At 71.1% G+C, this 25,319-nt stretch carries 22 protein-coding genes; 14 read left to right on the top strand and 8 right to left on the bottom strand.

The features are described 5' to 3' along the window. Window positions 1-34: 34 nt before the first annotated feature. The 3 genes from HD597_RS39615 (at window position 35) to HD597_RS39605 (ending at window position 1,595) form a co-directional block, all read left to right on the top strand. The gene (locus HD597_RS39615) at window positions 35-322 is read left to right on the top strand and encodes a hypothetical protein (RefSeq protein WP_253749370.1); all 288 of its coding nucleotides are present in this window, start codon (window positions 35-37) and stop codon (window positions 320-322) included. A 40-nt stretch (window positions 323-362) separates the two neighbouring features. Beyond that, window positions 363-620 (top strand): hypothetical protein, encoded by a 258-nt coding sequence (locus tag HD597_RS39610; RefSeq protein ID WP_253749368.1) that lies wholly within the window; start codon window positions 363-365, stop codon window positions 618-620. A gap of 162 nt (window positions 621-782) precedes the next feature. Continuing rightward, window positions 783-1,595, top strand: a complete 813-nt coding sequence (locus HD597_RS39605) for an ATP-grasp domain-containing protein (RefSeq protein ID WP_253749367.1) — start codon at window positions 783-785, stop codon at window positions 1,593-1,595. Here HD597_RS39605 and HD597_RS39600 read toward each other — a convergent pair whose 3' ends face one another. The 7 genes from HD597_RS39600 to HD597_RS39570 form a co-directional block, all read right to left on the bottom strand. After that, entirely contained in the window at window positions 1,596-2,342 is a 747-nt protein-coding gene (locus HD597_RS39600; protein WP_253749365.1) for an SDR family oxidoreductase, read from the bottom strand. Between the two features lie 41 nt (window positions 2,343-2,383). Next, entirely contained in the window at window positions 2,384-3,679 is a 1,296-nt protein-coding gene (locus HD597_RS39595; protein WP_253749363.1) for a DUF2252 domain-containing protein, read from the bottom strand. 63 nt (window positions 3,680-3,742) lie between these two features. Continuing rightward, on the bottom strand, window positions 3,743-4,843 hold the full coding sequence (locus HD597_RS39590) for a hypothetical protein (RefSeq protein ID WP_253749362.1): 1,101 nt from the start codon (window positions 4,841-4,843) through the stop codon (window positions 3,743-3,745). Further along, complete coding sequence (locus HD597_RS39585) at window positions 4,840-5,169, bottom strand: PadR family transcriptional regulator (protein ID WP_308210786.1); 330 nt, start codon at window positions 5,167-5,169, stop codon at window positions 4,840-4,842. The genes HD597_RS39590 and HD597_RS39585 overlap by 4 nt, the downstream gene beginning before the upstream one ends. Window positions 5,170-5,201: 32 nt before the next feature. Beyond that, on the bottom strand, window positions 5,202-5,975 hold the full coding sequence (locus HD597_RS39580) for an SDR family oxidoreductase (RefSeq protein WP_253759658.1): 774 nt from the start codon (window positions 5,973-5,975) through the stop codon (window positions 5,202-5,204). A 72-nt stretch (window positions 5,976-6,047) separates the two neighbouring features. Further along, window positions 6,048-7,175: an acyl-CoA dehydrogenase family protein gene (locus tag HD597_RS39575; protein WP_253749360.1), complete on the bottom strand. Its 1,128-nt coding sequence runs from the start codon at window positions 7,173-7,175 to the stop codon at window positions 6,048-6,050. Continuing rightward, window positions 7,162-7,683, bottom strand: a complete 522-nt coding sequence (locus tag HD597_RS39570; protein ID WP_253749358.1) for a flavin reductase family protein — start codon at window positions 7,681-7,683, stop codon at window positions 7,162-7,164. Before HD597_RS39570 ends, HD597_RS39575 begins: the two co-directional genes overlap by 14 nt. 233 nt (window positions 7,684-7,916) lie before the next feature. Here HD597_RS39570 and HD597_RS39565 point away from each other — a divergent pair, with 233 nt between their 5' ends. The 8 genes from HD597_RS39565 to HD597_RS39530 all read left to right on the top strand — a co-directional run bounded on the left by HD597_RS39565 (window position 7,917) and on the right by HD597_RS39530 (window position 19,229). Next, complete coding sequence (locus HD597_RS39565; RefSeq protein ID WP_253749356.1) at window positions 7,917-9,080, top strand: thiolase C-terminal domain-containing protein; 1,164 nt, start codon at window positions 7,917-7,919, stop codon at window positions 9,078-9,080. Continuing rightward, window positions 9,080-9,514, top strand: a complete 435-nt coding sequence (locus HD597_RS39560; RefSeq protein WP_253749354.1) for a Zn-ribbon domain-containing OB-fold protein — start codon at window positions 9,080-9,082, stop codon at window positions 9,512-9,514. Before HD597_RS39565 ends, HD597_RS39560 begins: the two co-directional genes overlap by 1 nt. 821 nt (window positions 9,515-10,335) lie before the next feature. Then, complete coding sequence (locus HD597_RS39555; RefSeq protein ID WP_253749353.1) at window positions 10,336-11,073, top strand: GntR family transcriptional regulator; 738 nt, start codon at window positions 10,336-10,338, stop codon at window positions 11,071-11,073. Window positions 11,074-11,276: 203 nt separating this feature from the next. Further along, window positions 11,277-11,879, top strand: coding sequence for a GNAT family N-acetyltransferase (locus tag HD597_RS39550; RefSeq protein ID WP_253749351.1), 603 nt, complete (start codon window positions 11,277-11,279; stop codon window positions 11,877-11,879). A gap of 185 nt (window positions 11,880-12,064) precedes the next feature. Then, complete coding sequence (locus tag HD597_RS39545; RefSeq protein ID WP_253749349.1) at window positions 12,065-13,039, top strand: hypothetical protein; 975 nt, start codon at window positions 12,065-12,067, stop codon at window positions 13,037-13,039. Window positions 13,040-13,186: 147 nt separating this feature from the next. Continuing rightward, window positions 13,187-16,102 carry a peroxidase family protein gene (locus HD597_RS39540; protein WP_253749347.1) on the top strand — a complete coding sequence of 972 codons (2,916 nt, stop codon included), beginning with the start codon at window positions 13,187-13,189 and terminating at the stop codon, window positions 16,100-16,102. Between the two features lie 14 nt (window positions 16,103-16,116). Further along, window positions 16,117-17,505, top strand: coding sequence for a hypothetical protein (locus HD597_RS39535; protein WP_253749345.1), 1,389 nt, complete (start codon window positions 16,117-16,119; stop codon window positions 17,503-17,505). Continuing rightward, window positions 17,502-19,229 (top strand): thiamine pyrophosphate-binding protein, encoded by a 1,728-nt coding sequence (locus HD597_RS39530; RefSeq protein ID WP_253749344.1) that lies wholly within the window; start codon window positions 17,502-17,504, stop codon window positions 19,227-19,229. The genes HD597_RS39535 and HD597_RS39530 overlap by 4 nt, the downstream gene beginning before the upstream one ends. Before the next feature lie 53 nt (window positions 19,230-19,282). On the opposite strand, the gene HD597_RS39525 is transcribed toward HD597_RS39530, so the two are convergent. Continuing rightward, window positions 19,283-21,343, bottom strand: coding sequence for a trypsin-like serine peptidase (locus tag HD597_RS39525; RefSeq protein ID WP_253749342.1), 2,061 nt, complete (start codon window positions 21,341-21,343; stop codon window positions 19,283-19,285). A gap of 248 nt (window positions 21,344-21,591) precedes the next feature. On the opposite strand from HD597_RS39525, the gene HD597_RS65090 reads away from it, so the two are divergent. From HD597_RS65090 to HD597_RS39515, 3 genes are all read left to right on the top strand, one after another. Next, complete coding sequence (locus HD597_RS65090) at window positions 21,592-21,714, top strand: hypothetical protein (protein WP_276083135.1); 123 nt, start codon at window positions 21,592-21,594, stop codon at window positions 21,712-21,714. 37 nt (window positions 21,715-21,751) lie between these two features. After that, a complete protein-coding gene (locus HD597_RS39520; RefSeq protein ID WP_253749341.1) occupies window positions 21,752-23,026 on the top strand; it encodes a YcaO-like family protein in 1,275 nt (424 codons plus the stop codon). Window positions 23,027-23,098: 72 nt separating this feature from the next. Continuing rightward, window positions 23,099-25,240 (top strand): NACHT domain-containing protein, encoded by a 2,142-nt coding sequence (locus tag HD597_RS39515; RefSeq protein ID WP_253749339.1) that lies wholly within the window; start codon window positions 23,099-23,101, stop codon window positions 25,238-25,240. The last annotated feature ends 79 nt before the right edge of the window (window positions 25,241-25,319 follow it).

The following is a 25,319-nucleotide window of genomic DNA, read 5'->3' as shown; positions in this document are numbered from 1 at the left end:
TGGAGGGCTTCCCCCCACTGGCGAAGGAGCAGAAGTGATCAGAAAGGTGTGCGCCGTCTCGGCCGTGCTGGCGGCGGTGGCCGGTGGCGCACTGCTTGCGGTTCCCGCTCACGCTGATGACGACTGGGCCGGTCCCCTGACCGGTGACACCTGGTCCGCCAACCGGAGTGGCAACAGTGACTCGTCCCAGTCGGGCAACAACTTCGGTGACGTCCTCGCCGGTAACCACGGCGAAGGTCGCTCGACCAACGTCAACAACGTCAACGGCTTCGCGACGACCGCCACGAACGGCGGGATCGCGGTGACGTACGTCTTCTACTGACCGGCTGACGTCCGAGCTCAGCACTCGAAAGGACATCGACATGATGAAGAAGCTCTGCATGACCGGCATCGTCGCCGCGGCGGCGAGCGTGACCCTGCTGTCGGCCCCCGCGTTCGCCGACACCAACGCCGGTAACTCCAGCTCCAACCGCGACTCCTCGCAGTCGGGCAACAACTTCGGCAACGTCTTCAACGCCAACGTCAACGGCCACGGCGCGACCGGGGTCAACAACGTCAACGGCAACTCCGTGACGGGCACCAACGGCAGCGACGTGGTCGTCGACGACGTGCACGACTGATCGGGGCCGGCTGATCGGGCGGGCGGGCGCGCGGCGCCGCTGAACGCCGCTGAACGTCACTGAACGTCACTGAAGGCTGCTGAAGGCGGCAGCGCGGCGCGCCCGTGACGCGTGCGGGCCGGGTCCGAAATGACCCGGCTCGCGCCACATTAATATCACTGCGTGACTATCTGTGCTTATGCGACTTTTGCCGATTTCGATACGGACGACGAGCGCGAGCCGATGCTGGCCGCCTGGCGGGAGGCCGGCATCGAGGGGCGCGTCGAGCGGTGGGACGACGCGACCGTCGACTGGAGCGCGTACGACGCCGTGGTCGTCCGCTCCGTCTGGGACTACATCCTCAAGCGGGAGGAGTTCCTGGCCTGGGCGCGCGGCGTGCAGTCGGTCACGAGGCTGCTGAACCCGTACGCCGTGCTCGAGTCCAACACCGACAAGACCTATCTGCGCGACCTGGGCGTGCCCATCGTGCCCACGCACTGGTCGTCGCTGGAACTGCCCGACTGGCCCGAGTACGTCGTCAAGCCGTCCGTCTCCGCCGGCGCCCGCGACACCACCAGGACCGCCGACCGTGCCGAGGCCGCGCGCCTGGCGGCGGAGCTGGAGGCCACGGGGCGCACGCCGATGGTCCAGCCCTACCTCGACATGGTCGAGTCGGAGGGCGAGACCTCGCTGCTGTACTTCAACGGCCGCCTCAGCCACGCCGTGCGCCGCAGCGCCATGCTCGCCGCCGGCGCGACGGAGGCGGACAACGCGCGGGCCCGGCTCCGCACCCCAGCCCCGGACCAGGTCGAACTAGCCGAGAAGGTGCTCACCGCCATACCCCATGTCCTTCTCTACGCCAGGATCGACCTGGTCCGGCTCTCCGACGGGCGGCCCGCCGTCATCGAGGCGGAGCTGACCGAGCCGTACCTCTTCCTGAACTACGAGCCGAAGGCGGCGGCCCGCTTCGCGACGGCGCTGCGCGAGCTGCTCTGATCAACAGGAGATGCCGCCGTCCACCGGGATGACCGTGCCGGTCAGGTACGCGCCCGCCCGCGACGACAGGTAGATCGCGGCGCCCGCCATGTCCTCGGGGCGGCCGATGCGGCCCAGGGGCACGTTGGAGGCGATGACCTCCCGCGTGGCGGGGTCGTCGAGCGCGAACGCCATCATCTTCGAGTCGAAGGGCCCGGGGGCGATGGCGTTGACCGTGATGTGCTCCTTGGCCAGGCGCTTGGCCAGGTGCCGGGTGAGCATGTGCACGGCGGACTTCGTCGAGGAGTAGGCGAAGCTCTCCAGGGCGGGCACCTTGATGCCGTCGATCGAGCCCACGTTGATCACTCGGGCCGGGTCGTCCGTGGTGGCGGCCTGCCTCAGCTGCGGCAGGAAGCGCTGGGTCAGGTAGAAGACGCCCTTGACGTTGATGTTCCAGAGCTTGTCGAAGGCCTGCTCCGGATATTCCTCCAGCGGGGCGCCCCAGGTGGCGCCCGCGTTGTTCACCAGCACGTGCAGGGGCCCGTCCACCGCCGACACCAGCCGCTCCAGCCCCTCGGGCGTGGACAGGTCGGCGGGGACGGCGAAGCAGCCCAGCTCGGCGGCCGTCTTCTCGACCTCGGCCGCCTTGCGGGCGGAGATGTAGACGGTCGCCCCCGCCTCCATGAACCCGGCGGCGATCATGCGCCCGATGCCACGCGACCCGCCCGTGACGACGACGGTCTTGCCTTCCACAGAGAACAGACTCATGTTCTGGGAGCATGCCATACCGACTGGTCGGTTGCCAGAAGTCAGACTCCCGGCAGCCGCCCGTTGCGGAACAGGTCCACGAACCGCTGGTGGTCGTCGCGGGCCTGCGCGCCGTACCGGTGGGCGAACTCCACCAGCGTCCCGACGAAGCCGGACCGGTCGTCGCCGATCACCGCCACGATCGCCTCCTCCGTCGAGAAGTCCACGAGGTCGTGGCTGGACTCGTCGTCGGCCACCGAGTGCATGCGCGCGACCGCCCGGCCCAGGTCCTGGATGATCGAGCGCAGCTCGTCCGGCTCGTTGACGTCGTCCCAGTCCAGGTCGGCCGAGTACGGAGACACCTCGGCCACGAGCTGCCCCACCCCGTGCAGCACGGTGTAGCCCAGCCAGGGGTCGGCGTAGGCCTGCAGCGCCCGCTGGCTCTCCGCCGTGCGGTGCCCCTGGTGCCGGAAGTAGGAGGCCACCTTCTCGTCGGTGACGTGCCGCGCCACGGCCGGCACCGCCGCCTGCTTCATGTAGAGGACGACGTCGTTCTCCAGCGCCTGCGAGCGCCCTTCGAGCAGCAGGTTGTACGACGGCAGCCCCGCCGACCCGATGCCCACGCCCTTGCGCAGCGCCACATCCTTGATCACGTGCTCGACCGGGCTGACCGTCACGGGCAGCGTGGTCAGGTAGTCGGCGAACGCGTCCAGCACCGACTGCCTGGTCGCCGTGTCCACCGCCTCGCGCCCCTCCACGAGCGCGAAGCGCCGGTCGTAGTCGTCGATCACGGTCTCGGCGTCCAGCAGCGCCACGCGGGTGCTGAGCCGGGCGCGTTGCAGCACCCGGTGCAGCATCCCGCTGGTGGTGCCGAGCGTGAGCGAGCCGATCGCGTCGTCCCCGCCCGCCGCGATGGCGGACAGCTCCACCAGGTAGGCGCCGGCGAAGTCGGTCACGAGCATGCTGATCGAGTCGTCCGACAGCGCCTTGGCGTACCCCAGCAGGGCCACGCTGGCCGCGAAGCGCTTGAGGTCCCAGGTGTACGGGCCCACGTACGCCTCGTCGAAGTCGTTGACGTTGAAGACCAGCTCGCCGGAGGCGTTCATGTACGTGCCGAAGTTCTCCGCGTGCAGGTCGCCGTGGATCCAGACCCTGCTGGTCGGGCCGTCGAGGTGGGACTCGTCGGCGTACGCGCCCACCATGTCCGCGTAGAACAGGCAGGCGCTGCCCCGGTAGAAGGCGAACGGCGAGGCCGCCATCTTCCGGAACTTCCGCCTGAACGCCGCGGGATCGCGCTTGATCGACTCGCCGAACTCCGTCATCAGGACATCGAGCAGGAAGGAGGAGCGTGTGCCCATGCTCGGGACACTAGATCCCGGATCCCTTGCCGCCTACCCTGATCTTTCCCTGACCCGGCCGGGTCAGGGCCGGAACGCGGGCCGCCGGGCCGGCAGGCTCCGCGCCCCCACCCAGGCCAGCGCCACGGCCAGGCTCCACACCAGCGCGCACTGGGCGCAGACCGTCAGCCACGCGGAGCCGTCGGGGAGGTTGCCGAGCAGCGGCACCCGCATCAGCAGCAGGAGCAGCCCGGCGGCCGACATCGCCAGCGCCCACGGCGGCGAGCCCGGCCGGGTGAGCACGACCACGGCGCCCACGGCCCACACCGGGATCGCCGTGCCGAGATCGAGCCACAGGTAGAGCCAGTCGGCGTCGGGCAGCCGCAGCGCGATCAGCAGCCACGTGCAGCCCACCACCACCGCACCCGCGGCCAGGGGCGCCAGGGCCAGCGCCCATGAGCGGCGCGGCGGCGTGACGTCGCGGTGGAAGCCCAGCAGCAGCGCGATCACCGGCACCGCCGTGAACACCAGGGTGGCGGGCTCCGACAGCGGCCGGTCCACCAGCGGCCCGGCCAGGATCATCGGGATCAGCGTGTAGACCAGTGTCGGCGCCGCGCCGACGACGGCCGTGATCTTCGCCGTCCTGACGTGACCGCGCATGATCGCCATGAACGCGACCGCCGAGCAGAGGTGCGCGACCGAGACGGCGACGGCCACCAGCCGCTCGAAGGAGCCGGGCGCGCCCGCGAGGCCGGGCTCCACCTGGAAGACCAGCGTGCGCAGCAGCTCCACGCCCGTGTAGAGGCCGCCCATGGCCTGGAAGGCCAGCCCGAGCACGGCGAGGAGCCGTACGGTCTCGCCCCAGGCGAACAGCCGGGGCTCGGCGCCCGCGCCGCCGAACCGCAGCCGCAGCGCGAGCGCCACCACGCTGGTGATCTCGCCCCACCGGGGCCGCGGGTTCAGCTCGTCGGGCACGTCGCCGGACATCTCCATGAACGCGTCCACCATCTCCTCCTCGCGCTCGGCGCGGTAGGAGGCGGGCAGCAGGCGCAGCACGGAGCGATAGCGCCGTTCGAGCAGGCTCACGCGGCTCCTCGTAACGGCGGGCGGCAGGCTCGTGCCGCTCCGCGCGGCGGCGGGCGGCAGGCTCATGCGGCTCCCCTCGTCGTCCATCGGCACGCTCATGTGGCGCCTCCCGCCATCCTGGCGCGCAGGCGCGTGGTGGCGGCCTCGGCGGTGGCGGCCATCCTGGCGGCCTCGTCGCGCAGGGCCGCGGCCCCGTCGTCGGTCAGCCGGTAGTAGCGCCGCAGCCGCCCCTGCTGGGCCTCCTCCCGGTCGAGCGCCACCAGCCCGGCGGCGGAGAGCCGGTCGAGCACCCCGTAGAGCGTGCCGATCTTGAGCTGGACGCGCCCCGCGGACAGCCGATCGACCTCCTGGACGATCCCGTAGCCGTGCCGGGGCGCGTCCACCAGCGCGGTCAGCGCCAGGAACATGGGCTCCGTCATATTCATGCGCCCACGATATCCTGTCCCGCAAGATATCGTCAGGGGTGCTGGGAGGAGACCGACACCACCTCGCCGGTCATGTACGTGGAGTAGTCGCCGGCCAGGAAGACGATCACGTTCGCCACCTCCCACGGCTCGGCCGAGCGCCCGAACGCCTCCTTGGCCGCCAGCTCCGCCAGCAGTTCCTCGCTGGTCACCTTCGCCAGGAACGGATGCACGGCCAGCGACGGCGCCACCGCGTTGACCCGGATCCCGTGCTCGGCCACCTCCAGGGCCACGCACCTGGTCAGCGCCATCACCCCGGCCTTGGCCGCCGCGTAGTGCGCCTGCCCGCGCTGGGCCCGCCAGCCGATCACGGAGGCGTTGTTGACGATCGCGCCGCGGCCCTGCGGGATCATGTGCCGCAGCGCCGCCCTGGTGCAGCGCATGGTGCCGTTCAGGGTGACGTCGATGACCGCGTGCCACTGCTCGTCCGTCATCTCGGCCAGCGGCGCCGTACCGCCGAGGCCGGCGTTGTTGACGAGCACGTCCAGCCGCCCGTGCGTCTCCATCACCGCGTCGAACAGCGCCGTCACCTGCGCCTGCGACGTCACGTCGCACGGGACGGCGAGCGGCTTGACGCCGGTGAGCTCGGCCAGCGACTCGGCGGCGGCGGCCAGGCGGCGCTCGTGCCGGTCCGAGACGACGATCGTGGCGCCCTCCTCGGCGCAGCGCCTGGCCGTGGCGTAGCCGATGCCCGCCCCAGCCGCGGCCGTGACCAGCGTGACCTTGCCGTCGAGCAGGCCGTGGGCCTTGGGGTACGGCGGCGGCATCGGCGGCTCCGAGGGGTGCGGCGGCGGCATCGGCGGCTCCGAGAGGTGCGGCGGCGGCATCGGCGGCTCCGGTCAGCGGGGAAGGCCCAGGGTTCGTTCGGCGATGACGGTGCGCTGGATCTCGCTGGAGCCGGCGTAGATGGTGTCGGCCCGGCTGAACAGGTAGAGCCGCTGCAGCTCGCCGAGCTCGCCGCTCGCGTCCGCGACCAGCCCGGCCCTGCCCTGGACGGCCTGCGCCAGCTCGCCCAGCCTGCGGTGCCACTCCGACCAGTACAGCTTGGCGATCGACGTCTCGGGGCCGGGGTCCGGGCGGAGCACGCGCAGCGCGTTCAGCCGCATGATCCGCAGCTCCAGCCACGATCTGACGAGCCGGTCGCGCAGCACCGGGTCGTCGATCGCGCCGGTCCGCCGCGCCGTCGCGACGACCTCGCTCAGCTCCCGGCCGAACCCGATCTGCTGCCCGAGCGTGGACACGCCGCGCTCGTACCCGAGCGTGGCCATGGCGACCCGCCACCCCTCGCCGGGGGCGCCGAGGATGTTGCCCGCCGCGGTGCGCGCGCCGTCGAAGAACACCTCGTTGAACTCGGAGGTCCCGGTGAGCTGGACGATCGGCCGGACCTCGACCCCCCGCTGCCGCATGGGCACCAGCAGGTACGACAGCCCGTGATGCCGCCGCGAGCCCTCCTCGGTCCTGCACAGCACGAAGCACCAGTCGGCCCACTGCGCGAGGGACGTCCACACCTTCTGGCCGGTGATCACCCAGTCGCCGCCGTCGAGGCGGGCCCTGGTCTGGACGTTCGCCAGGTCGGAGCCGGCCTCCGGCTCGGAGTAGCCCTGGCACCACAGCTCCTCGCCCCGCTGGACGGGCGGCAGGAACCGGTCCTTCTGCTCGTCGGTGCCGTACTCGAGGACGGTCGGGCCGATGAGGCCCTCGCCGATGAGGCCCAGGCGGGCGGGGGCGCCGGCCCTGGCGTACTCCTCGTGGAAGGCGACCTGGTCGGCGAGGGAGGCGGCGCGGCCGCCGTAGCGCCGCGGCCAGCCCAGGCAGGTCCAGCCGTGCTCGCCGAGGTGGCGCTCCCACGCCCGCCTCAGCTCGAAGCCCTCGTGTTCACGCCCGGGGCCGCCCAGCCCCCTGGCGCCGGCGAACTCGCCGCCGAGGCTCTCCTCCAGCCAGGCCCGCGCCTGCTCACGAAGGCTCAACGAACCCCCCGTAGCCCCCCCGGAAGAACACCAGGGGGCCACCTTCCGCGTGGGTGTCGAGCTGCAGCACCCGGGCCACCACGATCATGTGGTCGCCCGCCGGGTGCTCGGCCTCGACGGCGCAGTCGAGCCAGGCCAGCGCGCCTTCGAGCACGGGGCTGCCGCCGGGGGAGACCGTCCAGGACAGGCCGGCGAACTTGTCGCCGCCCTTGGTCGCAAGCTGAGCGCACACGGCCTGCTGGCTCTCGGCCAGCACGTTCACGGTGAGCGCCTTGGCGCCGCGCACCCGCGGCCAGCTCGTGCTGGTGTAGGCGACGCAGAACGCCACGAGGGGCGGGTCGAGCGAGACGGAGGTGAAGGAGTTGGCGGCCAGGCCGCACGGCTGCCCGTCCCCGGGGTCGACGGCCGTGATCGCGACCACGCCGGTCGCGAACCTGCCGAGCACCTGCCGGAAACGGCGGCTGTCGAGCTGGCCGTTCTGGCTCTGGTGCGACTGCCCCGTCGGCATGGCGGCTCCGTTGCGAATCCTGCTGCGCTGATGGGGCGTCGGAAGGCTGCGACAGCCGTCCGGCGTGATGAGCCGGGCAGCGTGTGTGCTCATGGTCCGCCTCCTCGATCCGCCGACTGGATTCATCTTACCAAGCGCTTGCTTGGACGGTAGGGGGAACGCCGAGAAGGTGTCAAGTCACACTCCTGGACCTGCGTTGACAGGCCGGAAAAAGCCTGCCTACCGTGACGCATGTGCCCAAGCGCTTGCTTGAATTCTCGGAACGCACCGCCGTCGCCGGGGTCGGCTACACGCCCTTCTCCAAGGACTCCGGCGTCAGCACCCTCACCCTGGCCTGCCGCGCCGTGCTCGCCGCGCTGGAGGATGCCGGGCTGACCCCGGACGAGGTGGACGGCCTGGCCACCCACCGGGTCGGCGACTCGGCCCCGCCCACCCTGCTCGGCCCCGCCCTGGGGCTGACGGACCTGTCCTGGCACCTCGACCAGTTCGGCGGCGGCAGCGTCTCCCACGCGGTCGTCGGCCAGGCCGCGCTCGCCGTGGCCGCCGGCCTGGCCGAGACCGTCGTCTGTTACCGGGCGATCAACGCGCGCTCGGAGTTCCGCATGGGCGGCACCGGGCGGGGCGTGCCCGCGAGCCCTGAGGTGCAGTACCAGGCGCCTTACGGGTACGTGGCCCCACCCCAGCAGTTCGCCATGTACGCCCGCGCCCACATGCTGCGTTACGGCACCACCGCCGAGCACTTCGGCGCCCTGGCGGTCACCCAGCGGGCCAACGCCACAAAGAACCCGCGCGCCCTCATGCGCGCCCCCATCACCCTCGACGACTACCTGGCCAGCCGGTGGATCGCCGAGCCTTTCCGCCTCCTGGACTGCTGCCTGGAGACGGACGGGGCCTGCGCCGTGGTCGTCACCACGGCCGAGCGCGCCCGCTCCCTGCGCCGCCCCCCGGTCCTCGTCTCGGCCGCGGCCTGGGGCGGCGGCACCTCGCACCTGTCGTGCGACGACCCCACGGTGACGGCCGCCGCCTCCCTGGCGCCCCGCCTGTACGCCCAGGCGGGCCTCGGGCCGGAGGAGATCGACGTGGCCGAGCTCTACGACTGCTTCACGTACTCGGTGATCGTGCAACTGGAGGACTACGGCTTCTGCCCCAAGGGCGAGGGCGGCCCGTACGTGGCCTCGGGGGCCACCGCGCTGGACGGCGCGCTGCCGGTCAACACGCACGGGGGGTTCCTGTCGGAGGGGTACGTCCACGGCATGAACCACATCGCCGAGGCGGTCTCGCAGCTCAGGGGCGAGGCCGGGGACCGCCAGGTGCCGGGCGCCGAGGTGGCGCTCTCCACGGCGCAGCCCGGCTACATCCTGCCCGCCACTTCCGCGCTGATCCTGAGGAGGGCGTGATGCCCGGCTACCGTCCCGAGCCCGACCGTGACTCGCGCGCGTGGTGGGAGCGGGTCGCCGGGCGGGAGTTCGCGGTGCAGGAATGTGACGCCTGCGGCACTCTTCGGTTCCCGCCGCGGGCGTTCTGCGCGGCCTGCCGTACGGAGGGGTGGCACTGGCGGGAGCTGGAGCCGGAGGGAAAGGTTGAGAGTTGGATCGTCAACCGCCGGGCCTTCGTTCCGGGGCTTCACGATCCATACCTAGTGGTAATGGTTCGTTTGGAGGCCGTTCCCGGAGCTCTGATGTACGGGAACTGGCGCGCGGAGCGGCCCCCGGAGGCCGGGGAGCCGGTGCGCGGGGTGTTCTCGCAGGTGGACGAGTCGTTGATCGTGCTCGACTGGATACCGGAAAGCCGTATTTCCCACCAACTCAGTGAAAATCACCCCGCTGATTGAGCTCGCTCAGGAAATTCGATTGGTACCGGTAAATCCCACCAGTCCCACCATCACGAAGCTGCCCCCGGGTCGGGCTCCGAGGGTCGATGATTGGGGCAGCAGGCGTCGTCGAGGAGGACGACCCGGACTGGGCGGCAGACGTGAACGGTACGGAACCGGCAGCGGGCGTGACCCGGAGGTCGCGCGGCCCGCCCGCGGGCAGAGAAAAAGCCCCCATCGGAAGATGGAGGCCGAAGGCTCAGGCAGGTCCTCGGAGGAAAGCGCGTCCTGGCGGGCGTGGGGGACCCGCCAGGACGCGCTTCCTGCCCCGCGTGCGACGGCGCCAGGACTCCGGCGAGGGATGGAGTCCTAGACCGTTGACTCGCACACGGAGTCGATGGGGGAGCGCGAAGGTCCCTGTTGCCGGCGACGTGCGGCGATGCGTTGAGCTGCACCGACCGGGTCATCGAAGTGATGCGTGACGGGGGCGCCACCCTCCTTGTTCCCGACTAAGGATCCGTCGTCGCAACACACGGTCAGCTCAGTCAGCACCGATGGCTCGGGCATGCCGTCGCCAATGCTCTGGTAGGTGTGGGTGAACCCCTGGCGAGTCAACGCGTAACGCAGTAAACGTGTTGCTTCGCGGGGGTCATGCCAGGGCAGGTATGGCGTACCCGTGCGGACCGGCAACACTGGCCTTCACCCCCTCACCGGCCTTTAGATGGATTTGTACCAACGAATGGATGATGGGCCGGTGGAGGTGGTTCGGTCAAGGGGTTGTGGCCTGCTAGAACCAGATCGTCTAAATTGTTGGAACAAAAGGGGTGAAAGTGGCAAGGTCGGTGCTGTATCAGCAGGTGGCTTCGGAGTTGCGACGAGCCATCTACTCGGGTGTCCTCGGCCCCGGGGCGCAGCTGCCGACCGAGGCGCAGCTCATGGAAGACCATGGGGTGAGCAGGAACACGGTGAGGCTGGCCCTCGGCGAACTCGTCAACGAGGGTCTGGTCACGCGCACGCCGCGGCGCGGCACCGTGGTCAGGGACCGCAGACCGCTGCTGATCTATCCGCAGCGGGAGCTGGAGCCGCAACCCAGCGGGGAACTGCGCGAGGCGTTCGCCTACGCCGTCGGGCAGGAAGGCCGTGCACCCAGCCAGTACATCGAGGTGCTGACGGTGTCTCCCGTCGAGGAGATCGCCAGCAGGCTGGAGTTGGCCGACGGGGAATTGGCGGTGGTGAGACGCCGTCTGCGTTTCGTGGACGGGCAGCCGTACAACACCAACGATTCCTACTTCCCCCGCGATCTGGTTGCCGACTCCGAGATCGCCAGACCCGGAGACATCGCGCGAGGGGCGAACCGGGTGCTGGAAGACCTGGGCCATGCGCAGGTGCGCGTCGTCGACGACATCTGGGCGCGCATGCCCAACCAGGAGGAGGCCGAACGCCTCCAACTCGAACTCGGTACGCCAGTCATGGTGTACGTCCGAGTGGGGTACGACGGGGCAGACATGCCAGTGCGTGTCGCCGTGTCGGTTTTGCCAGCCGACAAACATTTGATCAGATACGAGCTCGATCGCCGCTGACGAGCTCGTGGGTGAAGGGGTGATCCCGCCGGCCGGGTGCAGCGAGAAATAGCCGCCTCGCTGGCCTGGGGGAGTCGTGCATACTCCCCTAAATCGCCATTTATCCATATATATCGGGTTGAGGCCCCATTTCGCCCCCATGCGACATTGCGTCATCACGCTGTGCGCAGGCGCGGACACCCAACGCAACGAAGGGTACTACTATGCACACCAACACCCTGCTGCACCCGCTCTCACTCCGCAGAGCGGAACCCGCGGACCTTCCCGGCGTCCTCACGCTGCTCGCCGACACCGCCGAGTGGCTCCACACGCAGGGAGTGCGGCAGTGGCCGCGGGCAGGGTTCGGCCCCGAGCGGATCGAGCCGCTCATCGAGGATCGCGTGTTGTTCCTGCTGGACGACGAGCTCAGATACCTCGACCCCGACGAGTCGGCCCCGCCGGTGGCCACCATGGCCCTCGACGACCACGCGGACCCCGAGTTCTGGACCTCCGGCGACGATCCGGGCGCGGCGCTCTACATCCACAAGCTGGCCGTCGCCCGCCCCTGGTCGGGCTCCGGCCTCGGCGACGCCCTGCTCGACTGGGCGTGCGCCGCGGCCTTCTCGGCGGGCCTGCCCTGGGTCCGCCTCGACTGCGCCAAGGCCAACCCGCGGCTGCAGGGCTACTACCGCGACCGCGGCTTCCGCCACGTACGCACGGTGGACCTGCCGCACCGGTCGTCGGGCGCGCTCTTCCAGCGCCCGTCGGAGGACGTGCAGCCCACGGTCTTCCGCGACCTCACGCTCGCCGAGCTGATCAGCGCCTAGATCCGGTGCGGGCGAGGCCCGGCCCCGCCCGCCGCGGGGCCGGGCCCGGCATCGCCGCGGGAAGGAGAGAACGTCAACAACGGGCCCGGATTTCCCCGTGGTTGAGCAGATGGTCGTTCCTCCGCGTGCCGTCCCGGGCAACCCGTGGGTAGACAGCGGGAGCGCACGCGGAGAGACGCACAGCGATGCAGGATGTGGCCGGTGAGAAGGCGTTCTCGTGGCGGCAGCGCGCGCTGGCCTACATCGCCGAGCTGCAGAGCCAGCTCGACGGCTACGACGACGGGTCCGCGCCGGCCAGGGGCGCCCAGCGACATCTCGACGCGGCTCGTGAGGCCGCGGCGGGCCGGGCGAGCCTGCGCGGGGCCTGGTCCGGCCTCGCCGTGGACCGCACCTGGGCGAACATCAACAAGGTGGAGGTCGCCCTGCTGAAACTCCTGCCAGAGGCGGAGCTTCCCTGGTGGGGCAGCGACGTGCTCGCACGGGCGTTGCAGCACCTGGGGCCGCAGGACCCGCGCCGGACCAAGCTGGAGGAGCATCTTCGCGGCCAGGACGGCAAGTTGTCGCCGCAGGACCGCACCCTGGCGGTGATCACGCTTCAGGCGGCCAACATCGCCGCCCAGCAGGAGAAGGTGCGGCTGCGCAGCTTCCGCAACACGATCCTGATCTCCACCTTCGTCCTGATCGCCGTCGCCGCGGCCCTGCTCGTGGTGGGGGCCATCCACCCCCATGCGATCAACCTGTGCTTCGACGATCCCAAGGCCGGCCCCGCGTGCCCCATCGGGCTCACCCCGACGGCCTGGGACGTGGCCATCGTGGAGCTCATCGGCCTGTCCGCGGCCTCGCTGGTGGGCGCGATCGGCCTGCGCCACATCCACGGGACCTCGGCCCCCTACACCCTTCCCATCGTGCTGGCGCTGTTGAAGCTCCCGGCCGGAGCGGTGTCGGCGGTCATCGGGCTGATGCTGATCCAGGCGCGCTTCGTCCCGGGGCTGAGCGACCTCGACAGCAGAGCGCAGATCCTCGGCTGGGCGGCGATCTTCGGCGCCGCGCAGCAGCTCATCACCCGGCTGGTGGACGAGCAGGGTCAGAACGTGCTCAGCAACGTGCGGGACGCCTCACGCGGCGTGGGCAGGGCCGCCGAAGCGACAAATCCCGACTGACCGGGGAAGATACCCGTTCTCCCAAGAATAGGCAGCGCTGGGGGAAAGGGGCGCATTGTCCGGCCGGGCGGAGGGAATAGCGGACAAAGATCCCGCGCCGCGATCGCTCATGCCCGGCGCGGCGGCCGCATTCTCGGGGGAGTTCTCATGGCCAAGCAGCAGGAGCGCATCGTCGACGAGCCTCCGGTGGTGCGCGAAACCTCCACGGCCGAGCAGTACGAGCGTTACGTCGGAGGCTCGCCCGAGGCGGAGCGGGTGATCCTGGAACGGCTCGCCGGTGACCTCATGCGCGTCCAGCTCAAGATCAAGGAGCGCAGCGGCGCCGCCGGGATCGACCGGGCCTTCCACGCGAAGGCGATCCTCGGTGTCGAGAACGCCAGACTGAGGTTCCACACCTCGCTGCCCGAGGAGCTGCGGACCGGATTCGCCCAGCCCGGCGCCGAATACCCGGTCATCGTCCGCCTGTCGAACGCGAGCGGCGTCCGCCAGCCCGACTCCGCCCCCGACCTGAGGGGCGCGGCCCTGCGGATCCAGGTGGGGGCTGAGGAGACCCACGACCTCCTCATGACGAACCACCCGGTCTCCCACGCCGCGAACGCGCGCGAGTTCGTGGTGTTCGCGCAGGTCATGGCCGGAGCGACCACCACCCTGCGCAAGGCCGTGGCGTTGTACGTCAAGCTGCCCTGGGCTCTGGGCTGGTCCACCGCCGCCCGCATGCGGCGCAACGTGCTCGCCGGAACCCGGCGTGAGGTGCGCAGCCTCGCCCTGGAGACGTACTGGAGCCGGGGCGCCATCCTCTGGGGCCAGGCCGGCCCCGTCCGCTACCGGCTCCGGCCGGCCGCGGTGTCCCCCTCGGCGGTCCCCGTGCCGCGGGAGGACGCCGACTACCTGTCGCACGAGCTCGCGGCCCGGCTGGCCAGTCAGGACGTCGTCTTCGACCTGTGCGTGCAGCGCTACGAGGACGCCGGCCTCACGCCCGTCGAGGACGGAGCCGCGGACTGGCCGGACGCGGACGTGCCCGTCGTTCCCGTGGCCACGCTGACGATCCCGCGCCAGGACGTCGGCACCGCGGACGCGCGGGCCGCCGGGATCCGCATCGACCGGCTCGCCTTCGACCCGTGGAACACCACCGACGAGTTCCGCCCCCTGGGCAACCTCAACCGCGCGCGCAAGGCCGCCTACGAGGCCGGCAGCGCCCATCGCCGCGGACGCCGCTTCGTCACGCCCACGCCGCGACGCAACCTCGTCGTCGGCGCCCTGCTGCGCGGCGCGTTCGGCGTGCTCAACCGGTACGTCCCCTGGCACAGGCTGCCGACCTGGATCGGCCTGCTCAACGTCGCGACCATCCGGCAGGTGCTGCGCCGCGACAACCTGATCGACACCGAGGTGCGTCAGGCCCCTCCCCGGGCCCATCCGGTGCCCCCGCCTCTCGACGAGACCCTGCTCGTCAGGCGCACCTACGACGGCACCTGCAACGACCTGTCCGACCCCGCCATGGGAGCCCTCGGCTCGGCCTTCGGCCGCAACCTCCAGCCCGTCTACCGGCCGGACCTGTTCGACGAGCCGAATCCGGTGGTCGTCAGCAGGGAGCTGCTCCACCGTGACAGCTTCATCCCGGCACGGTCGCTGAACGTGATCGCCGCCGCCTGGATCCAGTTCCAGGTGCACGACTGGGTGGACCACAAGCGCTGCCCGCCCGGGACCAGGAGCGTCGAGGTGCCGCTCCCGTACGGCATGACGTGGGCCAACACCCCGGGAGGCACGCCCGAGAATGTGATGCGCTTCGCCGAGAACGACGACCTGCGCCCGGCCGGCGGGACGGGGCCGCCGATCCTGTCCGCCAACGCGGCCTCCCACTGGTGGGACGGCTCGGAGGTCTACGGCGGGGACGAGACCGTCGCGCGATCCCTGCGCGAGCCGGACGGCGGCGCGTCGCTGCGCCTGGAGGACGGCCACCTGGTGCCAGGACCGGACGGCATCCCGATCACCGGATTCCGCAACAACTGGTGGCTCGGGCTCAGCGTCATGCACACGCTCTTCGCCCGCGAGCACAACGCCGTGTGCCGGGCCCTGCGCGAGGAGTATCCCGGCCTGGACGAGGAGTCGGTCTACCACACGGCCAGGCTCGTGGTCTCCGCCCTCATCGCCAAGATCCACACAGTGGAGTGGACACCCGCCATCCTCGCCACCGAGCTGATCGACATCGGGCTGACGGCCAACTGGCAGGGGCCGCCGAAGAGCTGGCTGACCCATCTGGGGCTGTGGCTGGCCGACACGCACGCGCTCACCGGCATCCCGCGGACGCTGCCCGACCATCACGGCGCGCCGTACTCGCTGACCGAGGACTTCGTCACCGTCTACCGCATGCACCCGCTGATCCCGGACGACTACGAGCTCGCCGACCACAGGAGCGGGCGACGGCTGGAGACGCTCGGCTTCAACGACGTGCAGGGCGCCGCCACCGAGCCGGTCATGCGCCGGACCGGCCTGGCGAACTCGCTCTACTCGTTCGGCATCGCCCATCCGGGGGCCATCACGCTGCGCAACTTCCCGCGCGCGCTGCAGGCGTTCGAGCGGGACGGCGAGATCATCGACCTCTCCGTGGTCGACCTGGTCCGCACGCGCCGCCGCGCCGTGCCGCGCTACAACGACTTCCGCGCCGGCCTGCACCAGCCGCGCCTGCGGCGCTTCGAGGACCTCACCTCCGACCCCGACAGCCTGGCCCGGCTACGGGACGTCTACCGTTCGGTCGACGACATCGACACGATGGTCGGGCTCTTCGCGGAGAACCCGCCCGAGCGCTTCGGGTTCAGCGACACGGCGTTCCGCGTCTTCATCCTCATGGCCAGCCGGCGGCTGCAGAGCGACCGCTTCCTCACCGTCGACTTCAGGCCCGAGATCTACACCCCGCTGGGGATGGACTGGATCGCCCGCAACGGCATGACGAGCGTCATCCTGCGGCACTGCCCCGAACTGGCGGCGGTCCTGCCCCGGACCACGAGCGCCTTCGCGCCGTGGCGCCCGGCCAGGCCCGAGGCGAACACCGGCACCACGCACGACTGAAAGCGAGCCCGATCATGGACGTCAAGCCCGCCACCAGGCAGGAAGGGCTGGAAGCGCTCCTGTCCCGGCCGCTGATGGAGACCATCTGGAAACGCCGGACCCACCGCGTCAGCCGCGGCGCGGCCGTCCCGGCGGGTTCGATGAGCTACCGGTCACCACACCCGCCGATGCCGCTGACGGAGCTGGAGGAGGCGCTGCTCATCGCGCTCACCGGCTGCTCCGGGCTGACCATGCCCGACCGGCCGTTCGAGGATCCGCGGGACGGCGACCCCATCATGGCCAAGCCCAACCTCACCATGGCCGGCCGGACTGCGGGCAGCCCCGACAACGCCCAGGGCACCCACTTCTTCATGATCAACGACACCGGCACGTACTACCTGAGGAAACTCCCACCCGCCGCGGACCTGCCCTTCACCGCCGAATCGCTGATCGAGCGGGCCCGCCAGGCCAAGGTGCGGGTCCTCGACCGCCGGCTCGACGTGGCCGAGGGGCGGCGGGACTTCCCCGCCTACCTCGATGCGAACCGGTTCCTGTCCAACCTGCCCGGCACCACGATCTTCCTGCCCGTGGTGGACCTCTCCCATCAGTACATCAACTGCCTGATGTTCCTGCTCACCCAGCCGGAGGGGGCCAGGCCGACGTTGGTCGACGACCGCAACCTCTATCGCCTGGCGGGCGTGGGCAAGTGGGTCAAGAACGGGTTCCTCAACCCGGACGTCAAGGTGCCGCTCGGCGCCATGGGGACGATGCGCACCCAGATCGAGGCGGACCTGCTCGTGCAGAACCTCATGCTGGCCGCCGACGCGATGGGGCTGGGCGCCTGGATCCACGGCACGATCCATCCGCAGATCATGCTGGGCGACCCGAAGTTCTCCCGCGCCTACGGCCGGATGCTCGGCTTCGACTTCGTCACGCCGCGCTTCCGCCTCGCCGACGTCCTGCGCTGGCACGTGCCGCTGCCGAAGTACGCCACCCTGCGCTCCCACCCGGTCGGCCTGCGGGTGGATGGGGAGCACCTGATCAAGGCCGCCTGCCCGCCCAACTTCCCCTCGATGGAGGCGGCCGTGGACAGCGTCGTACGGGCGAAGTTCGGCCCAGGCGGCGTCTACACCGACGAGAAGACCTTCTCCCACATCTACAAGGGCGACTACGGGCGGCGTTACCTGGCCGAGGCGAGCGCGTACGAGCAGGAGGTGATCGACTGCGCGCGGGACGTCTGCGTCTACATCCACCGCACGCACGGCCGTTTCCCCGCCCACACCGACGCCGTCCACGTGCCCGGCATCTGGCTGCAGACCCATCACGTCGAAACCGAGTACTACGAGCGGTTCTTCGCGAACGGGATGACCGACGCGCATCAGCGGCATGCCGCGCGCTGGCACGCGGACGGGACGCGTCCATGAGGGTCTACGAGGCCATCGTCGCCGGGCTGGAGGACGTCGGGGTCGAGGCCGCCTTCGGGGGAGCGGGAGAGAACGCGGCGGGCCTGATGCTGGCGCTGAAGCATTCGCGGCGGATCCGGCCGATCATCACCCGCCACGAGCAGGCGGCGTCCTTCATGGCCTGCGGGTATGCGATGTACAGCGGGAAGCTGGGCTTCTGCTTCGCCACTGCCGGGCCCGGCGCGTTCAACCTGTTCTCCGGGCTGGCCATGGCGATGTCCGACTCCTACCCGGTCCTGGCCGTCTCGGGATACGCGCCCAGGAAGTGGCAGGGCTGGGGCTCGCTGAACGAGACCTCGGGGCTCGGCGGGACACCCGACTCCCGGGCCATGTTCGCCGCCACGACCAAGAAGTCCTTCCTGCTGGAGTCCGCCGAGGACACCTTCGGCGTGCTCGAGGAGGCCGTCAACACCGCCTTCGAGGGGCGGCCCGGCCCCGTTCACCTCCACGTCCCCCTCGACCTGACCGAACGCGGCATCGACGTCGCGAGAACGCGGCCCGTCCGGCTCGACGTCCCACCGGTCCCGCCCGACCCGGAACGCGTCGAGGAGATCGCGTCGGTGCTCGCGGACGCCCTCCGGGAGCGCCGGCGGATCGTCGTGCTCGCCGGGTTCGGCGCGATCCGCAGCGGCGCCGGCCCGCAGATCAAGCAGCTGATCGAACGGTTCCAGATCCCGCTGCTGACCACGCTCGACGGCAAGGGCGTCGTGTCGGAGACGCACCCCCTCGCGCTGGGAGTCTTCTCCGACAGCGGCCACGCGAGCGCCTGGAAGGCGTTCCGGGAGGCGGACGTCGTCCTGTGCGTCGGCAACTCCCTCAACCAGCACGCCACCTTCAACTACCGCCGGGACCTGTTCGACGGCAAGGTGCTCATCCACGTCAACATCAGCGAGATCGAGTTCCGCAAGGCGTACCAGGCCGAGCACACGCTCCTGTCCGACGCCCGCCCGGCGGTCGCCGCCCTGGTCGAGGCGCTGGAAAGGAAGGTCGGGGACGTGCCGGCCGCCGACGTGAGCGGCAAGGACTACGAGGCCAGGCACATCACCCACCTGACCGGCAGGATCCATCCAGGGGAGCTCGCCCAGGCGATCGGCCGGCTGCTGCCGGCGCGCGCCGTCCTCCTGGCCGACGCGGGCGCCCACCTGGCGTGGCTCGGCTACTACGTGGACGTCGAGGAGGGCCAGAACTTCCGCAAGGCCGGCTCGTTCGGGCCGATGGCCGGGCACGTCAACGGCGCGATCGGGCTGAAGGTCGCCCACCCGGATCGTACGGTCGTGGTCGGCTGCGGTGACGGGTGCTACTCGCTGTCCGGCTTCGAGCTGATGACCGCCGTCGAGCATGACATCGCCGTCATCTGGATCATCTTCGACGACCAGGAGTTCAAGCTGATCAAGCTCTACCAGCTCTCGGAGTACCTGGAGACCGGCCTGGTCGAGTTCAGGAACCCGGACTTCGCCGCCTACGCCCGGGCGTGCGGAGCGGACGGGTACCGGGTGGAGACTCTTGCGGAGTTCGAGGACGCCTTCCGCGCGGCGCTGGGCTCGGGCCGCCCCACGGTGATCGACGCCAGGATCACGCGGTGGGCGATCCCGCACTACAGCCCCTCACCCCACGGCGTGATCGCCGGCCTGGTGGAGACCATCGAGGACCGCCTGCGTGGCCGGGACGGCGCCAGGCACGAGTGAGCAGCACGCCGGCCGCCTTGCCTCCTACCCCGTCCGCCGGGCCGTCTCGCGGCCTATCCTGTCCGCCCGGCGGTGGCCGGGGCCGGGGCGCCCAGCGCGGCCCCGATCGGATGGGCGACCTCGGGATGGGCGAGGTACTCCTCGATGTCGTGGGCCTTGCTCACCGGATTGGCGACCGCGACCTCGTCAGGACCGTCGGTCCAGTGGTCGCTCAGCGGGCACCCGAGGGCGACCGGGTCGAGGGGACACCAGGCGTTGAACCAGCGCGTCACCCGTTCAGGCCGGTGCGGCCCGCCGCTGAGCAGGCGCCGGTGCACGCCGTCGAGCCCGAGCGGGCTTCCCGCGGTGACGAGCAGCTCGACCTCCACCGCCGGGTCGAGCCGGGTGAGCAGGTCCATGGCCACCACCGTGCCGAGGCTGTGGGTGACGAGCACCAGCCGGCCGGCGCGCGGCATGTCCTCGAGCACGCAGCCCAGCACGGCCTCGCGGACCCGCTGGTCGTCGAGGTAGGCGGCCACATCGGCGAAGATCGCGGCGATGAGCAGCCGGTCCAGGTCGGTGGTGTCGGCGAGCCAGCCCAGGCCGCGGCGCACCGAGTCGCCCAGCCCCTCCGCGCTTGCGGGCCCCCCGGGCCGAGCCCCCGGCATGCCGGCCCGGCCCGCCGCCTCCACGATCAGCTGCTCGTACAGGCGCCGTGTGGAGGGCGGGCCCGGCGCCACCGCCTCGACGGCCCCGCGGGGCGGGCCCGGCAGGGCCTCCAGCGGCTGCATGGCCGACAGGAGTCGCTTGGCGTAGAAGGGGAAGCACACGTCGTCCGGCGTGATCGTGGCCAGCCCCGCCCGGGTGAGCCCGCCGTTCAGCCCCGCGGTCCAGTACCGGCGCAGCCGCTCGGGATCCCCTTCCTCCTGACCGCGGCCGTGCAGGAAGACCACGTGCCTGGACCCGCCGAAGGCGCCGGGGGCGGCGGGCACGCCGGCACGGAGGAGGACGCTCCGCGCGTCCGACTCGACGACCAGCCCGTCCATCGGGGCGGCGGGCGGCGGGACGACGACGGCCGCCCGCGGGGCGGCGGCGTCCGCGAGGCCGGACTCGGGCCCCATCTCCGCCAGGTACGCCCGCCGGGCATCGTCGAGGGGCAGGGCGGCCAGGTGCTTGAGGATGACGCTGATCCGCACCCCTTCGTTGGAGACCCAGTCGACGGCGTCGTCGCCGTCTCCCTCCCGCCAGGGCTGCCCGTCGCGGCGCAGGATGCGTCCCTGGCCGTCCGTCCTGGGCACGCCGCTGTGGTGCAGCGCCGTGACCTCCCACTGGTCGTTGAACACGGGAGAGCCGGAGCTGCCCGGCTCGGTGTCGGTCTGGTACTGGAGGAAGTCGTCCAGCCGCGCCTCCAGCCGGTTCTCGCGGATGGAGATCTCCTTCAGCCTGCCGCTGGGATGACCGATGATGTTGACCGGCTCGCCGATGACCAGCTTGCCCGTCTGGACGCTGAGCCGGTTCCAGCCGAAGGTCTCCCCGGCCTGGCGGCCGTCGGCGTCGGGGCTCAGGAGCACGAGGGCGAAGTCGAGGGCGGCGTCGGCGACGAAGATCGCGTCGGGGGCCAGGACGAACCGCCGGGAGACCTCGGGGACGTTGTCCACGGTGACCTGGGCGTCGAACTCCACGACGACGGAGCCGGCCGCCGTGGCGTCGGGCAGCACGTGATGGTTGGTGAGCAGCAGCCTGGGAGAGACCAGGAACCCGGTGCCGATCGGCAGCTCGCGGCCGTTCTCGGCGACGGAGATCCGGGCGACCGTCCGCGCGGCCCGTGCCCCTCGGGGCAGGAAACTCCATGACTGCAGGTCCTTGGCCACGCCGAGGATGCGCTCGTACATCTGGGGCTGGTCGAGGGCGTCGGTCCTGGTGGCCTCCAGCGCCGCTTCGACCGGGAGCCCGTTGCGCTGGATGAGACGGGCGGTGCGGGCGGCCAGCATCTCCGGTGAGTCGGGGAACGCCTCGCCTTGCTCGCGCCTGCGCCAGGCCTCGTCGCGTTCGGAACCGCTCCAGCGATACCGTTCGGCGGCGGCCCTGGTCTGCCGGGCCCTGCTTTCGCTGACTTCCGTGGATATTTCCATCATGTTCCGCCGCCCTCATATAAAGCAGGCATCTCATCTCGAATGTGTGCGCCGGTTCGCATCGCCGTCCAGATGTCCGGCAGGTAATTGACCACTTGTTGGCTCATCTTTCGGCATCTGGTGCCCGTGCCCGTCGTTCGCCGGAAGTCAAGTGAGCTCATTAAAGATGTCATTGTGATGACTTATTTCTTCTTTTCTGGTCTTCCGCCGCGCCATGGCTACCGTGAGAAGCGAGGAGGAAGGGGAGCCTCATGGGTAACGTGATCGACTACGTCTCTGTCGCATCCCTGGACAGGCGGAGCCAGCACCTCACCGAGGCCGAGGCCGACCATCTGGAGGAGCTGACGGCGGCGGCCGGGGATGAGGAGGAGTAGATCCGCCCGTCCCGCACGCTGTCCGACGGAGCGGGAGGTGCCGCTCACCGAGGCCGGACGGCGCTCGACGGCGGCACTTGCCGCGCTGGGACTGCGGGCCGAGCTCGTCGACGTGGGCGGGGGTCGTGATCCGGCCGCCTGGTGGTGCGGGCTGAGCCGGGCGGACCTGGCGCCGGTCGCGTGCGGGATGGGGAAGGGAGGGCGGGAGGAGGCCCGGCTGGGCGCGCTCTTCGAGGCCATCGAGCATCACCTGACGGGACCCGCCGGATTCGATCCGGCCGCCGTGGAGCCCGCCGCCCCCGCCGCGATCGCCGCGGGGCCGCTGCGTGCGGACGCCTGCGCGCCGTTGCTGGCCCCCATGCCCGGGCGGCGGATGGCCTGCCGGCGGTACCGCGCCCTCGCCGGCGGCGACGACGTGCTCGTGCCCCTGTTCCTGTCCTCTCCGTGGTACCTGGAAGCCGGCGCCGCGCCGCTGCGCGAGCGGGCCCGCGACGACAGCGACTACGCCCATCTCATGCGTTACAGCTGCAACAGCGGATCGGCCGTCGGTGTCACCGCCGCCGAGGCCCTGCTGCACGCCCTCAACGAGGCGATCGAGCGCGACGCCCTGTCCCTGCTCCTGGTACGGGCCTTCCTCTGCGGGCGCCGGTTCCGGCCGAGACTCATCGACCCGGGGACGTTGCCCCCCGATGCCGCCAGGGCGTACTCGGTGGCGGCGGAACTGACCGGATCCCCGGTGCACCTGCTCGACATCACCAGCGACCTCGGGGTCGCGACCATGCTGGCGTACACGCCTCCCACCTCCCTCCGTCCGCACCGGCGTGGCACCGGCACGTCGCTGAGCCCGGCCCACGCGGCCTGGCGCGCCCTCACCGAGCTCGTCCAGACCACCCTGGGCGAGGAGCTGGGAGGGGGCGCCCGGGGCGATCCGGCCGCGCTGGCCGCGCACCCCGTTCTGGCCGCCTGCGGGCGGTTCGAGCTCACCGGGGTCCTGCGCCGGGCGCGCGTGATGCCGCTGCCCGCCGCGGAGCCGGACGTGGGAACGCCCCTCGCCCAGCTACGGACGGTGTCCTCGGCACTGGTGGCGCGGGGCTTGCGTGCCTACGCCCGGACGGTGCGCGCCCTCCCGGGAGGTGTGGTCGCGGTGCACGTGATGGTGCCGGGCCTGGAGAGATTCATGCTCGTCACGGACGGCAACCTCGTCGTGCCCGGGCCCAGGGGCCGGGCGGCCGCGAAGGAGCGCGCCATGGCCTTTCATCCATGTGGCGAGGTTTCCGGAGACCTGCCGCACGATTGGCCTCTCGGTGAATGACCTGGCCCGCTTTTGTCGTGGGCATGCATTCCCAACGCCCTTACGAGACGCCATTCCACACATACTGGAAATATGAGTGGACAATATTCGCAGCGGAAATTCGGCGCCGGTAAAACGCTCGTCTGGGGCATCGTGCTCCTGGCCGCGGCCGTCGTGCTTTTGATCGTCGCGATGAAGCTGCCGCGTTCGCAGGCGGGAGCGATGGGAAGTGTCCAGATGCTCACCGCGGTCACCAGCGTGATCACGCTGGGTAACGGCCTGGTGCAGCTCCTGTCCTGGTGGCGTGGGTTCCGTGCGCCCGCGCGCGCTCCCACCTCCGCCGACATCGACACCGCCAAGGACATCCTGGCGGGCCTGGTGGCCGAGCAGTGGCGTGATGAGACCGTCCTGCGCTCGCTGGGTGATCCGGAGCCCATGCCGCTGCCCTGGCGCTCGACCGAGCGGCGGGAACTCGTCGACCATCCAGGGATCATCGCCAAGGGCACCGTCGCCTTCCCCGGCCTGCCGATGCACATCCACGACATGGCGTCCAAGTTCCGGGCCCTGCCCTCGCGGCGGCTGGTCATCCTGGGAGGGCCGGGGACAGGGAAGACGACCCTGGCCGTGCAACTGCTCCTGGAGCTGCTCCGCACGCGGGAGCCGGGCGAGCGCGTCCCGGTGCTGGTCTCGGCCGCCCGCTGGGACGAGCGGGTCCATCCGCGGATGCAGGACTGGCTGGCCTCGTTCCTGGCGATGGACTATCCCGCGTTGCGCGCGGAGGCGCTGGGCCCCGGCATCCCCGAGGCGCTGGCGGCCCGCGGTGAGCTGCTGCCCGTCATCGACGGGCTGGACGAGCTGCCCGAGCGTGCCCGTACCGACATGCTGCGCGCGCTGAACCACTCGATGTGCGAGAACGACCAGCTCATCCTCACCTGCCGAACGGAGCAGTTCGCCGAGTCGGTCGACGAGCTCGGCGACGTCCTCACGGCGGCGGCGGTCATCGAGCCGCAGCCCATGGAGCCCGGCGCCGCGGCCGACTACCTCGAGGCGTGCCTGCCACCGGTCCCGCGTCCCGGCTGGACCCAGGTGCTGGAGTCGCTGCGCACGGGCGCCGCGCCCGCCCTGGCCCGGGTGACCTCGACGTCCCTGGGCCTGTGGCTGGTCCGGGTGACGTACATCGCCACCCGCGCGGATCCGGCGCCGTTGCTGGAGTACGGGCGAGGCAGCGCCGCCGAGCTGCACGACCACCTGTGCGACGAGCTCATCCCCGCCCTGGTGAGCACGCGCCCGCCGGCCGACGGCCCCGCACAGCCCTTCCGCCCGCAGCACGCCTGGACGCCGGAGCAGGTCGACCGCTGGCTGACGTACCTGTGCCGCGAGCTCTCCGTGGGCGAGGTGGACACGCGGGACCTGGCGTGGTGGCACCTGGCCCGCTACACCCCCAACTGGTCGGTGCGGTGGTGGAGCGGCATCGCGGTCGGTGCCGTGGTGTGCGTGCTCTACACCGGCATGGGCGGCGTCCCGCAGATCGGCGCGGGGCTCGGCGTGCTGTCCATGCTCCTGATCGTGCTCACGACCGGTTCCTGGTTCAGGGAGACGCCGGGGCACGCGGACTTCCACCCGCGGGGCGGGCTCGTCGGCCTGGTCCGGGCGCTGCCCGCCGGGATCTTCGTCGGTCTCCTGGGCGCGGCGATCGGGTGGCTGACGGGCACCCTGCTCCTGAACGCGGAGGCCGGCATGGAGGCCGCGAGGCAGGTCGGGCTGTTGTCGGGCATCGGGTTCGTCATCGTGCTCAGCCTGATCCGGTGGGTCGAGCGTCCGGCCACGGACGCCAGCGCGAGATCCCCGCGCTCGACCTGGCGGGCGGACCGCAACCTGACGGTGGTGCGCAGCGTCAGCGGGCTCGCGGTCGGGGTCATCGGCGCGTTCATCGTGTGGAGGGCCCAGCTCGGCCCTGTCGCCGTCATCGGGGGCGGGCTGGCGGGCCTGCTGATCGGGCTCATGCTGGGCAGCCACCACGCCTGGCTGGCCTACAACCTGACCGTGCCCCGCCTGGCCACCAGGGGCAGCCTGCCGCTGCGGGCGATGGACTTCCTGGACGACGCGCACCGCCTGGGCCTGCTGCGCACGGAGGGGCCGTACTACCAGTTCCGGCACGTCGAGCTCCAGCAACACCTGGGCAGCGAGCTGGCGGCGAAGAAGAGCAGGCGCCGGGAGCCCACACCGCTTCCTTGAACGGCGGATGGTGGAAGGGCGCGTCCTGTTGGGCGGCATTTCGGCGTGGCTTGGCAACCGGCGGAACCGGTCGGGGGCA

Source organism: Nonomuraea thailandensis, assembly GCF_024172165.1.
GTDB lineage: Bacteria > Actinomycetota > Actinomycetes > Streptosporangiales > Streptosporangiaceae > Nonomuraea > Nonomuraea thailandensis.
This window is presented reverse-complemented; position numbering and strand designations above follow the sequence as displayed.